10 protein-coding genes are annotated in these 13,623 nt (G+C 49.6%); 9 read left to right on the top strand and 1 reads right to left on the bottom strand.

Annotation, left to right across the window (positions count from 1 at the left end):
- Positions 1-19 precede the first annotated feature (19 nt).
- A complete protein-coding gene (locus tag BCT27_RS11610; protein WP_102317246.1) occupies positions 20-853 on the top strand; it encodes a Dam family site-specific DNA-(adenine-N6)-methyltransferase in 834 nt (277 codons plus the stop codon).
- Between the two features lie 18 nt (positions 854-871).
- Here BCT27_RS11610 and BCT27_RS11605 read toward each other — a convergent pair whose 3' ends face one another.
- The gene (locus tag BCT27_RS11605) at positions 872-1,084 is read right to left on the bottom strand and encodes a DUF2970 domain-containing protein (protein ID WP_102317245.1); all 213 of its coding nucleotides are present in this window, start codon (positions 1,082-1,084) and stop codon (positions 872-874) included.
- Between the two features lie 250 nt (positions 1,085-1,334).
- Between BCT27_RS11605 and rpe the strand changes: the two genes are divergently transcribed.
- The 8 genes from rpe to BCT27_RS11565 all read left to right on the top strand — a co-directional run bounded on the left by rpe (position 1,335) and on the right by BCT27_RS11565 (position 13,577).
- A complete protein-coding gene (gene rpe, locus BCT27_RS11600) occupies positions 1,335-2,009 on the top strand; it encodes a ribulose-phosphate 3-epimerase (protein WP_017009603.1) in 675 nt (224 codons plus the stop codon).
- 3 nt (positions 2,010-2,012) lie between these two features.
- Entirely contained in the window at positions 2,013-2,711 is a 699-nt protein-coding gene (locus BCT27_RS11595) for a phosphoglycolate phosphatase (protein WP_102390337.1), read from the top strand.
- 80 nt (positions 2,712-2,791) lie between these two features.
- Positions 2,792-3,808 (top strand): tryptophan--tRNA ligase, encoded by a 1,017-nt coding sequence (gene trpS / locus BCT27_RS11590; RefSeq protein ID WP_017009605.1) that lies wholly within the window; start codon positions 2,792-2,794, stop codon positions 3,806-3,808.
- A 254-nt stretch (positions 3,809-4,062) separates the two neighbouring features.
- Positions 4,063-6,876, top strand: coding sequence for an ExeM/NucH family extracellular endonuclease (locus BCT27_RS11585; protein WP_102395872.1), 2,814 nt, complete (start codon positions 4,063-4,065; stop codon positions 6,874-6,876).
- A 176-nt stretch (positions 6,877-7,052) separates the two neighbouring features.
- Complete coding sequence (locus BCT27_RS11580) at positions 7,053-10,391, top strand: PAS domain S-box protein (RefSeq protein ID WP_241908561.1); 3,339 nt, start codon at positions 7,053-7,055, stop codon at positions 10,389-10,391.
- Positions 10,381-11,349: a response regulator gene (locus BCT27_RS11575; protein WP_102317240.1), complete on the top strand. Its 969-nt coding sequence runs from the start codon at positions 10,381-10,383 to the stop codon at positions 11,347-11,349. Before BCT27_RS11580 ends, BCT27_RS11575 begins: the two co-directional genes overlap by 11 nt.
- Positions 11,350-11,440: 91 nt before the next feature.
- Complete coding sequence (locus tag BCT27_RS11570) at positions 11,441-12,022, top strand: aminodeoxychorismate synthase component II (protein ID WP_026024549.1); 582 nt, start codon at positions 11,441-11,443, stop codon at positions 12,020-12,022.
- Between the two features lie 337 nt (positions 12,023-12,359).
- Positions 12,360-13,577: an aspartate aminotransferase family protein gene (locus BCT27_RS11565; RefSeq protein WP_102395870.1), complete on the top strand. Its 1,218-nt coding sequence runs from the start codon at positions 12,360-12,362 to the stop codon at positions 13,575-13,577.
- Positions 13,578-13,623: the final 46 nt, after the last annotated feature.

Raw genomic sequence — 13,623 nt, 5'->3', positions numbered from 1 at the left:
TGGTAGTGGATACACATTAATGAAAAAGCATCGTGCCTTTCTGAAGTGGGCTGGAGGGAAATACTCTCTGGTTGAAGAAATCCGCAAACACTTGCCTGAAGGCAAAAAGTTGATCGAACCCTTTGTTGGCGCCGGGTCTGTATTTTTGAATACGGATTACGAGCACTATCGCTTGGCTGACATCAATCCTGATTTGATTAACCTCTACAACCTGGTTAAGCAATCGCCGGAACGTTATATCGACGACGCGCGAAAACTGTTTACGCAAGAGTACAATCAAAAGCCTGCGTTTCTTGCCATCCGCGAAGAGTTTAACGCCACCACAGATCCCTACCTGCGTTCATTGTATTTTCTTTACATGAACCGCCACGGATTCAATGGTCTTTGCCGCTACAACAAGAAAGGTGGCTTTAACGTGCCGTTTGGCTCGTATAAAAAACCTTACTTCCCAGAAGCTGAGCTTGAATATTTCTCAGAGAAAGCTAAGAAAGCCACGTTTGTGTGTGAGAGTTATCAGCAGAGCTTTAAAGCGGCACGTCGTGGCAGCGTAATGTACTGCGATCCACCGTATGCGCCGCTTTCTACCACTGCGAATTTTACCACCTATGCCAGTGGTGGCTTCAGTTTGGATGACCAAGCGCTGCTGGGTGAGATTGCACGCAAAGCGGCAATGGAAAAGAACGTTCCAGTGCTCGTGTCGAACCACGACACTCAGCTAACGCGAAGCCTATACCACGGGGCGGTACTGAATGTGGTACGCGTGAAGCGCACGATCAGCAGAAATGCGGGTGGGCGTAACAAGGTAGATGAACTGTTGGCGTTGTTCAGTGGCGACAGCCCTGAGTTGCCATAACGGTATGACGTGGGACGTTTAGGCTGACATCACCACGGACACGATCGCCATGAGTCCAAGAACAAAAAGCACCACGAACACCACGCCGACAACGATGTAAGGCACCATGCTTGATTGCTTGAAGTCCCGTTGTCGGTTCTTGTCTGATTGCACCCCAAACATCGCCGCAAATACACTCTTTACGATATCGATAAAGCCAACGTTCTCTTTGTTATTCTCTGTATTCGGCATCTTCTCTTCTTCATGTTTCTTCGCTTTCCCCCAGCTTAGCTGACAAACAAGCCTCCCCTGTGTGCCATTGGTAAAACTGTTTGCTAATGCTAGCTATCAACGTATCTGATAAGACAGGCGACGTTCAATCGGGTAGAATTGCGCCGACTTTACTACAACCTCAAGTGAGTTTAACGCGCTACCCATTACCCTAAGTTTTTGCAAACCGTACACAGAGACTTAGGGTAATTGGTATAAGTGAGGCTACAGGATGAAGGATTTTCTTATTGCACCGTCGATCCTTTCGGCGGATTTCGCGCGTTTAGGTGAAGATGTCGATAAAGTATTGGCAGCAGGTGCGGACGTTGTTCACTTCGACGTCATGGATAACCACTATGTGCCGAACCTGACATTTGGTGCGCCAATCTGTAAAGCGCTTCGCGATTACGGCATCACAGCCCCAATCGATGTGCATTTGATGGTGAAACCGGTTGACCGCATTATCCCTGATTTTGCGAACGCGGGCGCAAGCATGATCACCTTTCATATAGAAGCCAGTGACCATGTTGACCGTACCTTACAATTGATTAAAGAGCATGGCTGTAAAGCGGGCGTCGTCTTTAACCCTGCAACGCCACTTCACCACCTTGACCACATCATGGATAAAATCGACATGGTGCTCTTGATGTCAGTAAACCCGGGTTTCGGTGGCCAATCCTTTATTCCTGAAACATTAAATAAACTGCGCGAAGTGCGTCGTCGTATTGATGAAAGCGGCCGCGATATCCGTCTTGAAATTGATGGCGGTGTGAAAGTCGACAACATTCGCGAAATCGCAGAAGCGGGCGCTGACATGTTTGTGGCAGGCTCTGCAATCTTCGGTCAACCTGACTACAAAGCCGTGGTTGATGAAATGCGCGCAGAACTGAGCAAAGTAGGACAATAATTCGTGACGGCAAGATTTGAAAACATCAAATACATCGCATTCGATTTAGATGGAACGCTGGTTGATAGCGTGCCTGATCTGGCGGAAGGCATTCGTATGGCATTGGCAGATTTTAATCTGCACACCGCGACGGATGATGAAGTGCGTAACTGGATCGGTAACGGTGCGGAGATCATGCTTAAGCGTGCGCTTAGCCAAAGCGTGACAATTCGTCCGGATATTGATGAATCGCTATACCGCCAAGTGCGTGAGCGTTTTAACTTCCACTATGCGAACAACGGCCACGACAAAACCATTGTCTACCCAGGGGTGAAAACCACCTTGGCTGCGCTTAAAGATGCAGGCTTTGTATTGGGCATTGTCACCAATAAGCCGTATGAGTTTGTCCCTGAAATTCTTGCAGATTTGAGTTTGGCACACTATTTCACCGACGTGATTGGTGGTGACTCGTTGCCGACAAACAAACCCGACCCAGAAGGTTTGTTCTCACTGCGTGACAAGCATGGTTTAACCGCAGACCAAATGCTGATGGTTGGCGATTCGAAGAACGATATTCTTGCTGCGAAAAATGCAGGCATCGCCTCTTTTGGTCTGACGTATGGCTACAACTACGGCGAGCCGATCAGTGATAGTGCGCCGGATAGCGTGGCAGATCACTTTGACCAACTTTTAACGGTTCTCAGTACCGAAAAAACAGCGTAAATTAAACCTTCGATTTTTCTCGAGCTTAAAGCCAGGGTGTGGTCACTCTGGCTGATTTTACTGACAGGAACAGAAAGAACATGAGTAACCCAACGACCAAACCCATTGTACTTAGCGGTGTTCAACCTTCAGGTGAACTCAGTATCGGCAACTACATCGGTGCTTTGCGTCAGTGGGAACAAATGCAAGATGACTTCGATTGCCAATACTGCATCGTAGACTTGCACGCGATCACTGTTCGTCAGGAAGCAGAAAAGTTGCGCGAAGCGACACTCGATTCACTTGCGCTTTGCCTTGCGGTAGGTGTCACGCCAGAGAAAAGTAACTTGTTCATTCAATCGCATGTGCCTGAGCACGCGCAATTGGGCTGGGTGCTGAACTGCTACACGCAAATGGGCGAGCTTAACCGCATGACCCAGTTCAAAGACAAATCAGCGCGCCATGCAGAAAACATTAATGCGGGTTTGTTCGGCTACCCAGTATTGATGGCTGCGGACATTCTTCTGTATCAAGCAAACCAAGTGCCTGTGGGCAATGACCAGAAGCAACACTTGGAGCTTGCGCGTGATATCGCGACCCGTTTTAACAATGTCTACGGCGATGTGTTCAGCGTGCCAGAACCGTACATCCCACAAGTGGGTGCGCGCGTGATGAGCCTGCAAGATCCAACGAAGAAAATGTCGAAGTCTGACGATAACCGCAACAACGTGATTGGCCTGCTTGAAGACCCGAAAGCGATTGCGAAGAAGATTAAACGCGCAATGACCGATTCAGAAGAGCCACCACGTGTTCTGTTTGATATCCAAAACAAGCCAGGCGTGGCGAACTTGATGGGTCTGATGTCTGTTGCGACGGGCAAGACGTTTGCTGAAATTGAAGCAGACTACGCAGACAAAATGTATGGCCACCTGAAAACCGACACGGCAGAAGCGGTTGTTGCGATGCTTGAGCCTGTTCAACAGCGTTATGCGCAATTCCGCCAAGACCGTGCTTACTTAGATCAAGTCATGAAATCAGGTGCAGAAAAAGCCTCTGAGCGCGCTGCTGTGACCTTGAAGAAAGTGTACGAAGCAGTGGGTTTTGTTACCCGCCCTTAGTCGAAACCTAATCTCGTCTAATCAGATCAAAAAGCAGCGATTTCGCTGCTTTTTTTGTCTTAATCTCTCCTGTTCCCATCATATTCTCTCTCTTTTGACGCTTTCTTTATCTGTTGATTGCTGAACGAGTCTCGAAAATCACGTCAGCACCTTATGCTCTATTCAGTGATATGAGCCTTGCATCACGAAAATGAAATCCATGACTGTTACATATTTGCGTTGCTTATGACTTCACACGCAAAAAAGGACAGCAAATGAAGATCTCAACATGGAGTCCACTGGCTCTAGCCTTAAGTGCAGCGCTTCCCGCAAGTGCAGACGTACTGATTACGGAATATGTCGAAGGTTCATCAAACAACAAAGCCGTCGAAATCACCAACCTTGGCAGTGACAGCGTGTCTCTCGACAATTGGGCGGTAAAAATCGCGTCCAATAACAACACGTCTTTCGGTTCTACCATTGCATTGAGTGGCGCGTTGGCGGCCGGTGACTCTTTGGTTATTGGTAACAGCAATGCATCGGCAGACATCACTGACGTCAGTCAAATCACTTCGGGTTCGGTTAACTTCAACGGTAACGACGTGGTCGCGCTTATTGATGGCAATGACAACGTTGTCGATAGCCTGGGTGAACTTGCTTTAGGTAGCAATTACGCCAAAGACGTCACCCTTCGTCGCCAAGAAGGCAGCGTTGGACGAACCGATCTTACTGCCACGTTCGATGTGTCTGCTGAATGGCAATCTTTTGACCGAGATACATTTGATGGTTTGGGGTGTAGTGGCCTAAGCGCGTGTGATGGCGGTGGTGGCGGCAATACCTTCACGTGTGACGATCAAACCCTGACGCCCATTTATGCTGTTCAAGGCAGTGGCGATAAAAGCCCACTTGTTCCGGATGGCAGCTTTGAAAGCGAAGACACCTACTATGTCAGCGGCGTCGTAACAGCGGTAACCACCAATTTGTACAAAGGCTTTTGGCTGCAAGACGCGAATGGCGATGGGGATACATCAACCTCTGACGGTTTGTACATCTTCACGGGGAGTGAGCCTGTTGGGATTGAGCCGGGCATGCAAGTGTGTGCGGGCGGTAAGGTCAAAGAGTTCTTCAATTTGACCGAGCTGGATGCGCAGAGCGACCAATGGGAAGTGATCGACACCGTGGGTGAGCTGGCGGCGACGGACATTGAAATTGGTGAAGATGAAGGGCTTGAAAATGCCTTGGAGCGTTATGAAGGCATGAAAGTGCGCCTCACACAAACCAGTGACATGGTGGTGACACGTAACTTTGGTTTTGACTTCGATGCGTTCCGAAACAACATGGTGTTGTCCCATGAAGCACCGCTCGTGAAGCCAACACAGCTTTACGTTGCCGGTTCTGCAGAAGCCGCAGCACTAGCTACTGAGAATGCACAAAACCAGCTTTACATTGAAACCGATACCAATGCGCCAAATGGCGTGGTGCCTTACTTCCCAGGATTGGATGCTGATCAAGGGTATATTCGCATTGGCGATGTCGTCACCAACCTTGAAGGGGTGATGGGCTATAGCTTTAGCAAATACCGCTTGGTGGCAACCAATGAAATCACGGCAGGTGATTTTGTGCGCGAAGAAGACCGCACCGCAGCGCCAGAAGCGTTTGCTGACACCAATGTAAAAGTGGCAAGCTTTAACGTGCTTAATTACTTCACCAGTGCGAGTGCAGTGGGCGGTGATTTGAACGTGACCTGTGATGACCAAGCAGATGCGGATGCATCGCGTGGTTGTAACCGTGGCACCAAAGATGCGGCGGAGTTTGAACTGCAACGTGCGAAAATCGTGAATGCGTTGGAAGCCATGGATGCTGACATTGTTGGCTTGATGGAAATCGAGAACAACGGTTTTGGTGACAACGGTGCATTGGCGGATTTAGTGACCGAGCTGAATACGCGTTTTGTGGATGAAGCGGATCACTACACCTATGTGACGCCAGCGATTGACGATCTCAATCAAGGCGCATTCTTGGGTGGCGATGCGATTCAAGTGGCGTTGATTTACCGTGCTGCGGTTGTGTCTCCATCAGGTGATGCAGTGGTTGTACGTATGCCAGAACAGCATATTTCGGGTGAAAACCCTGACGGCGAAACGCGCCAGTTGGATAAATTCCAGCGTGATAGCTTGGTGCAAACCTTTAGTGTGGTTGACGAACAAACACTGTCTATCGCGGTTAGCCACTTCAAATCGAAAGGCTCAGGTTGTTACGAAGATTGGGTTGCCGGCGAGTTCGATGATGATCCCGCGGACCTTCAAGGCCGTTGCAATGAATTCCGTGTGTCTGCTGCGGAAACGCTTGGCAATGCATTGGCTGACATCGAAGGCGACATTATCGCGTTGGGTGATTTCAATGCTTATGGCCAAGAAGATCCAATGCGTGTCATGACCGATTACGACGCTGCTTCTGCAGAACGTAAGATTGTGACTGCTGCCGGAACTTCTATTGCTGGCGTGACCTTGGATGAGGCTGCGCGCGAAGTGGGCAATGGCTTTGGCTATGTGAATCTCGCGACCTTGTTCTTGGGCGATGAAGCCTTCTCGTACACCTTTGATGGTGAGCTGGGTAGCCTTGATCATGCCGTGGGTAACCAAGGTGTCGTGAGTAAACTAACCGGTGTCGAAGATTGGCACATCAATGCTGTAGAAAGCACGTTGTTCCAATACTCAGGCCGCTTTACGGGTGATCTGGTGAAATCCACCAACCCTTATTCTTCCTCAGACCATGATCCGGTGATCATCAGTTTGAATTACGAAGAAGCGGCAGAGATGTTCAAGCTGCGTTTTAAAAACAAGAGCGTGTTCTGGGTGCAGCCAGCCATCAATGGAAACATTGACAGCGACCGTCCATGGTTACGCTGGAAGAAAAACCGCAAATACACCCAAGACAGCCCATTCTTGCAAGACATTGGCGTGGCTTACGGCGACACCGTGTCGTTGAGTGTTCGTTTGTGGGGATTCATTGATATTCCATGTGGTGATGCGGTGATTGATGAGAAAACCGTCGCGGTGTTCCGTGGACTGCAGTGCAAAATAAAATAACGTAAGACGCAATTGAAATAGGCTCCCTTGGGAGCCTATTTTTTTACCTTCGTTTTAATGGGTTACCTGCTAAATCTTGACTAAGCTTAAAAGATGTCTCGAAAGTTGTTTGTTTTTCTCGGTAATGATCATTTGTGTGCTTGTTCAATGAATTAGGCGCAAACTCGGTAAAACGCATGTCGATAATCGAATCACTGACTCTCTTTTTTCTGCCGCCAGTGACAGACCAGCCTCTGCTGGAAGGGTATACCGATCCATGGATGTTGCTGCTCGCAGGTGGTGCATCATTCGTTGTAGCCGCTCTGGCTTTCTTATATCGCCCACTGCAAGCGAGGCGACAGCCTGTCTGGCAGTTTACGCCATTGCCCGTGAATGCTCTCACGCTGGCATTTTCGATGTGGCTCATGCAGGTGGTTAATGTCCTCTCCGTGTCGGTCTATCAAGACCTTGGTTTTGTGCCTGCCTTCTTGCTGTTTCCCCCAGTATTGACGTTTTTGCTTTGCTTGTACGCGTTTCGATTGATTGCGTACAAATCCAACCCTCCCATCAAAATACTCATGGCCACCGGGCTGATTTCTCTTGCGGTGATGATTCAACATACCTTTGGCTTTGCGGCCATTAACGGCGTGTCGATTGCTCAGTTTGATATGGCGATGTTTACCATGGCATTGGGAATCTGCTCATTGCTGGTGGGCACGGCGCTGTGGCAGCGCTTTGGTCGCCCTAAGCAAGCAAAGTGGAACCGAGACATGAGCAGCGCGCTCCTCAGCGGTGCGACCATCACGGTGGCTTCTCTCACGGTCGCTTTGATCATGCGCGACACACTGACGTTATCAGGGCAACCGGTTCGGGTGGAGAGCGCCCCCTTTGACCGTCGTGATGCCTTGATGATGTTGATCTTCGGCTTTGTGTTCATAGCGATTTTTAGCCAGATCGCCAATGCATTGTTTATGCTAAAAGCCCGCGTTAAACACCTCTCTGTCAAAGACGAAGAATTGGATCGTGTGATGAACACCATTACCGACGCCATCGTTGCGATTGATAGCAAAGGCCACATCACCTTTTTTAACTCCTCGGCTGAGCGCATTTTCGGTTGGCTAGCGTCTGAAGCCATGGGTAAGAACGTGCGCATTTTGGTGACGGATGAGCATCAACACCGCCACGATATGTATATCCATAACTTCATTGAGCGCCGTTCATCAGACGTGGTGGGCTCAACCCGTGAGGTTATGGCGAAGCGAAAAGACGGCACATCGTTCCCGATTCGACTGGCCATTGGCTTTCATCAAGGCGCAGCAGAAAACAGTTTTGTGGCAGTGATTTCTGATATCTCCGAGCAACGTCATTTGGCGTGGGCGCTGCGAGAAAATGCTAAACAATACCGATCTTTGATCGCCAATTTACCCTGCATGGCATTCCGTGAAATGACGGGAGGCACTCGGCACATGGTGTACATCAGTGATGCGGCGAAATCGATCACCGGATATAGCGCATCTGTACTGACAGGGGAGAATGGGGTATCGCATTTTGTAGATCGTATTCACCCTGCAGATGCGGCCAATTACCGTAAAGTGCGCGAAAACGTGTCTCGTCGTAACGGCAAATACGACTGTGAATACCGGTTTTCGACCCGTGGCGATGAGGAAAAATGGTTTTGGGAAATTGGTCTGAGCTACCGCGCAGAGGATGGCAGCACTTGGATTGATGGTGTCATTGTTGATATCACCGACAAGCGCCAAGCAGAGGAAGACGTCGAAGAGAAAGTGCGATTGGCGGAGAAAGCTTCGCAATCGAAAGCCTCGTTCCTGGCGAACATGAGTTACGAATTCCGATCGCCCATGAACTCCATTTTGGGGCTAGCAGACATTCTTATTGATGCGGAAAAAGACCCCATTCATCGGCATCACCTTGAAGTGATTAAAGAGTCAGGCAACAGCCTGATGAAACTCATCAATGACATTCTTGACACTTCAAAGCTCGAAAGCCAATCTTTGCCCCTCGACATTGGGGAATTCTCTTTGGTTCAGCTTTGCCGACAAATCGAATTCATCGCCCGTGAAACCGTGCAAGCGCGCGAACTTCACGTCAGTCTGCATTACAGCGACGCGCTGCTTGATAGCTATGTCGGGGATTCCCGCCGTATTAAGCAGTTACTACAGAACATGATGCGAAGCGCACTAACCAATACTGAAAACGGCAATGTGTCTCTGCATGTTCTTCCCATGAATGACATGGTGCGGTTTGCGGTTGCGAGTTACGCCGTGCAACCGAGTGACATCCTTGAAAAGAAAAACGTCCACACCGGACAAACGCTATCAGCCACCTTGATCACCCAGCTCATCGAATTGATGCGAGGGAATTTATGGTTTGATGGTGAGTCTATTCAAAGCTCTGTGGTGTATGCCGATTTACCGCTGATTGCTGTACAGCACGGTGCAAAATCTATCGACAGAGATGCGGTGCAGCATTATGCCTTACCGCCACTAGAAGTCTTGGTGATTGATGATGTGCAGCGCAATCAGCAAGAGCTTCGCGACATGCTGCTGCGCCAAGGGGTGAAAGTATTGACCTTCACGGACATGGATGCTGCCGAAGATTTAATTCGAACGCAGCAAGTCGATGTGGTGCTGATGGACGCCTATGTGTCGGAAGAGATGTATCCATCACCAAGAACACTGCGTGACTGGGCGGGAGATTCGCGCCAAGAACCTGTGCGGGTGATAGCGATGAAATTGGCTGTTGACCCGACAACGACTGAAGAATGGCAAGGACGTGGCTTCGACGACGTCATCAATAAACCGTTTGAGTGTGAAGCTGTGTTTGATGTGCTTAAACGCTGTATGGGCATTGATGAAAACAGCAATGTCACTGTATTAACCCAGCCAATCACCCAAGAAGAGAAAGTCTATTTCAACGAATCATGGGCATTCCAACAATGGCCAACGTCAGACATTCTTCTCAGCATCGTGAGAGAGTTCCGTTTGAATTACCTCGACATGCCTGTCGTGGTGAAGCGCATGGTGCAGGAGCAGCCTGATGGCATTGATGGCTATTTCAACACGGCCATTGATGCCGCCGAATGCCTCGGCTTTGAAAAGCTGGCTTATGAATTGAAAAAATTACTCTCTGCGTTGCAAGAGGGAGATGTATCCGAACTCGGTAAACAGTTGGATTCATTGAACGACTGTTTGTCTGCGTCGTTCGACAATGTGTTGGCGTACCTTGGTGTGCGCAGAGAAGAAATGGATGATGCAGAGGTCATTACCATGCCTCCTGCAACGTTTAACAAGAAGACTGAAGAGTTTGTTTCTAAGCTGGCGGAAGGCCAATTCGACGATGTGCTTTACAAGGAACTGGTGCCTGCTATGGCAAGCTACGTAGAGCCACCTCTGTTGGCCACCTTTGTTGCCGCCATCGAGAACTTCGAATTGGACGATGCCTACGACATCTTCCTGACTGTGTTAGACCAAGTGCCTGCAGCGCAAGAATCTGGAGTAAAAGGTTATGGCATATAAAGTGCTGGTGGTGGATGACGAGCCGAGCAATCTGCACGTGATGCGCACCATACTGCAAGATCAATACACCCTCATTTTTGCCAAAAGTGGGGAGCGAGCTATAGAGCTCACGATGCAGCAAAAACCGGATCTCATTTTGCTCGACATCATGATGCCTGGCATGAACGGGTACGAGGTGTGCCGTATTTTGAAACAAGAGCGCACAGTGAGTCATATTCCCATTGTCATTGTGTCAGCGCTGGATGAATACCAAAGCGAAGTGGAAGGCCTGAAAAGTGGCGCGGTAGATTTTCTGATCAAGCCGGTGTCGCCTGAATTGGTGAAAAGCCGAGTGGGGCATTTGTTGGGCGAAGCGCGCGCAACGGCCATGCGTGAAAACTATCAATTAGTGATGAATCAAATCGCGGCGGTGGCGGCATTGCATAACAATGAAGTCGAAATCTCTGCACCACGTATAGCGCAATGCTGCGAATGGTTGGCCATCAAGTACGGGTTAACGAAAGCCAAAGCCGAAGACATCAGTTTGGCGTACCCGCTTTGTGCATTGGGTGAGCTTTGGGACGATGGGGGAGGAAACAGCACCCCAGATTGCCGCAGTATGTTGTTACTCTCAGAGGCCACCAATGGGTTTGCTTCTGTGTCGGTGAGCTTACTGACATACAAGAATACCCGATGGGATGGTTCCGGATTTCCTGAAATTGAAGGGGATAAAATTCCTGAAGAGTGCCGCGTCGCTATTGCAGCCGAGCTACTCGATAAGGCCATTGAAGGCTGTGACGGCAACATTGAAGAACGGGTACAACGTGGGATCAATGCGGTGACACAAGAAGCGGGCACCCTGATTGACCCACGCATTATTCATTTGATTGATGAGCACAGCGACGAGCTGACGGGCCTTTATCGCGAGTGGCTTCACAACCCTTGGCCCACCCCGATTTTGCCTATCAATGAGTTTTAGCTGCACAATCTGGTGCAGCCACGAGAAGCTGTGATAGCATTTGCGCCCAATCTCGCTGACGTAAAGCGAGAGGGATGTGATGGGAATGCTTGTGCTGTTAATTATCGATAATTACGACTCTTTTACTTACAACCTGTATCAGTATTTCTGTCAGTTGGGCGCAGACGTTGTGGTCCGCCGCAACGACACCTTGACACTCGCTGATATCGAGGCCATGTCGCCGACACATCTCGTTATTTCTCCTGGCCCTTGTACGCCTGATGATGCGGGCATCTCCCTTGATGCTATTCGCCATTTCGCGGGCAAGTTACCGATCTTGGGTGTGTGTTTAGGGCACCAAGCGTTAGCACAAGTGTTTGGGGCAAACGTCGTTCGTGCACGCCAAGTCATGCATGGCAAAACCAGCCCTGTGGTGCACCAAAATCAAGGGGTTTTTCAAGGCCTGAATAATCCACTCACAGTTACGCGATATCATTCATTGGTGGTGGAACGTGAATCCTTGTCAGAGGCGTTCGATATCACAGCGTGGACAGAGCGTGATGGCGAATTTGATGAAATTATGGGGATACGTCACCGCGAACTTCCGCTTGAGGGGGTGCAATTTCACCCTGAAAGCATCATGACTGAGCAAGGTCATCAACTGCTCGCAAACTTCCTTTCTTCAAACGCTTAATCTCCAATTTACGTGTCTTCATGCTCAACGCGCCACCCGCGCGCGTTGTTGAAAGACGATCAACCTCACCGATTTTACATTTTCATTTCTCTGTTTTCGTACCGTTAACACTGAAACCTTATTCAGTCTGCGCGGGACATGTCACCTTTCTTTCCCATAAGGAAAGACACTCTTGCCACTTCCTGTATTAATTAATCGCCCCATATTGCGCATAAATATGGCCCAAGGGTGAATTTCCACGTTACGTCACCAACGAATATAAAATTATCTGCTATTGATGCGGTTAACGAAATGTAAATACTATGCTTATAGCAGAATCGACAGAAGGATATGAGCGATGACAGCCGAACATAAAGTAGAACGTAAACTGTTCGATGAAGTCATGGTGCCATGTTATGCACCTATGACCATGATTCCTGAGAAAGGAAAGGGCGCGCGCATTTGGGATCAGGACGGCCGAGAGTACATCGATTTTGCAGGTGGTATTGCAGTGAGCTGTCTGGGGCATTGTCACCCCGTTATGGTTAACGCCTTGAAAGAGCAAGCCGAAAAACTGTGGCACCTCAGCAATGTCATGACTAACGCACCTGCACTGCGCTTGGCGAAAAAGCTAACGGAAGTCAGCTTTGCTGAACGCGTGTTCTTTGCTAACTCCGGCGCAGAAGCGAACGAAGCGGCGTTGAAATTAGCGCGTCGTTGGGCGGTGGATGTTCATGGCCCAGAGAAAAGCGAAATCATTGCCTTCACCCAAGGCTTCCATGGCCGCACATTTTTCACCGTGACTGTTGGCGGTCAAACCGCGTATTCAGACGGGTTTGGTCCTAAGCCGGGTGACGTTACTCACTTGCCTTATAACGATTTAGACGCGCTTTCAGCCGCCATGTCTGACAAAACCTGCGCCATCATGATGGAACCATTGCAAGGCGAAGGCGGCATCATCACGCCTGATCCTGCGTTCTTACAGGGCGTTCGTGAATTGTGTGACAAGCACAAAGCCCTGCTGATTTTTGATGAAGTACAAACCGGCAATGGCCGTACAGGTACGTTTTACGCGTATGAGCAAACGGGCGTGACACCAGACATTCTGAGCACTGCAAAATCGCTGGGTGGTGGTTTCCCGATTGGTGCCATGCTGACGACGGAAGCGCTGGCGGCACACATGAAAGTGGGCACGCACGGTTCGACGTATGGCGGTAACCCGCTGGCATGTGCTGTGGCAGAAGCCGTCGTAGAGGAAGTCAGCAAGCCAGAAGTATTGGCTGGCGTGAAAGAGCGTGAAGGTTGGTTCCGTGAGGGGCTTGAAGCGCTTAACGCGAAATACAATATGTTCATCGAGATCCGCGGCAAAGGTTTGCTGATCGGTGCTGCACTCAACGATGAATGGCAAGGCCGTGCGCGTGATGTGTTGCTGGCAGCTGGTGACGAAGGGCTGCTCTTGCTGGTGGCAGGCACCAATGTTGTGCGTATGACGCCATCGCTTGTTATCACCAAAGAAGAAGCTGATGAAGGCTTGGCGCGTCTCGACCGCGCACTTGCAAAACTCGCGGCAGCCTAAGCTGTCGCCATTGTGGCGTTCTCTTGAACGCCACCAAAGTTTGCTG

Source organism: Enterovibrio norvegicus (assembly GCF_002876705.1).
In the GTDB taxonomy this organism is placed as follows: Bacteria; Pseudomonadota; Gammaproteobacteria; order Enterobacterales; family Vibrionaceae; genus Enterovibrio; species Enterovibrio norvegicus_B.
The sequence above is the reverse complement of the archived record's forward strand: the minus strand, read 5'-3'. Positions and strand labels throughout refer to the sequence as shown.

Bases quoted from the DNA above. Each gene is read 5' to 3' on its own strand.
- BCT27_RS11585 (WP_102395872.1), top strand. From the start codon at position 4,063: ATGAAGATCTCAACATGGAGTCCACTGGCTCTAGCCTTAAGTGCAGCG.
- BCT27_RS11575 (WP_102317240.1), top strand. From the start codon at position 10,381: ATGGCATATAAAGTGCTGGTGGTGGATGACGAGCCGAGCAATCTGCAC.
- BCT27_RS11605 (WP_102317245.1), bottom strand. From the start codon at position 1,084: ATGCCGAATACAGAGAATAACAAAGAGAACGTTGGCTTTATCGATATC.
- BCT27_RS11610 (WP_102317246.1), top strand. From the start codon at position 20: ATGAAAAAGCATCGTGCCTTTCTGAAGTGGGCTGGAGGGAAATACTCT.
- BCT27_RS11580 (WP_241908561.1), top strand. From the start codon at position 7,053: ATGTCGATAATCGAATCACTGACTCTCTTTTTTCTGCCGCCAGTGACA.
- rpe (WP_017009603.1), top strand. From the start codon at position 1,335: ATGAAGGATTTTCTTATTGCACCGTCGATCCTTTCGGCGGATTTCGCG.
- trpS (WP_017009605.1), top strand. From the start codon at position 2,792: ATGAGTAACCCAACGACCAAACCCATTGTACTTAGCGGTGTTCAACCT.
- BCT27_RS11565 (WP_102395870.1), top strand. From the start codon at position 12,360: ATGACAGCCGAACATAAAGTAGAACGTAAACTGTTCGATGAAGTCATG.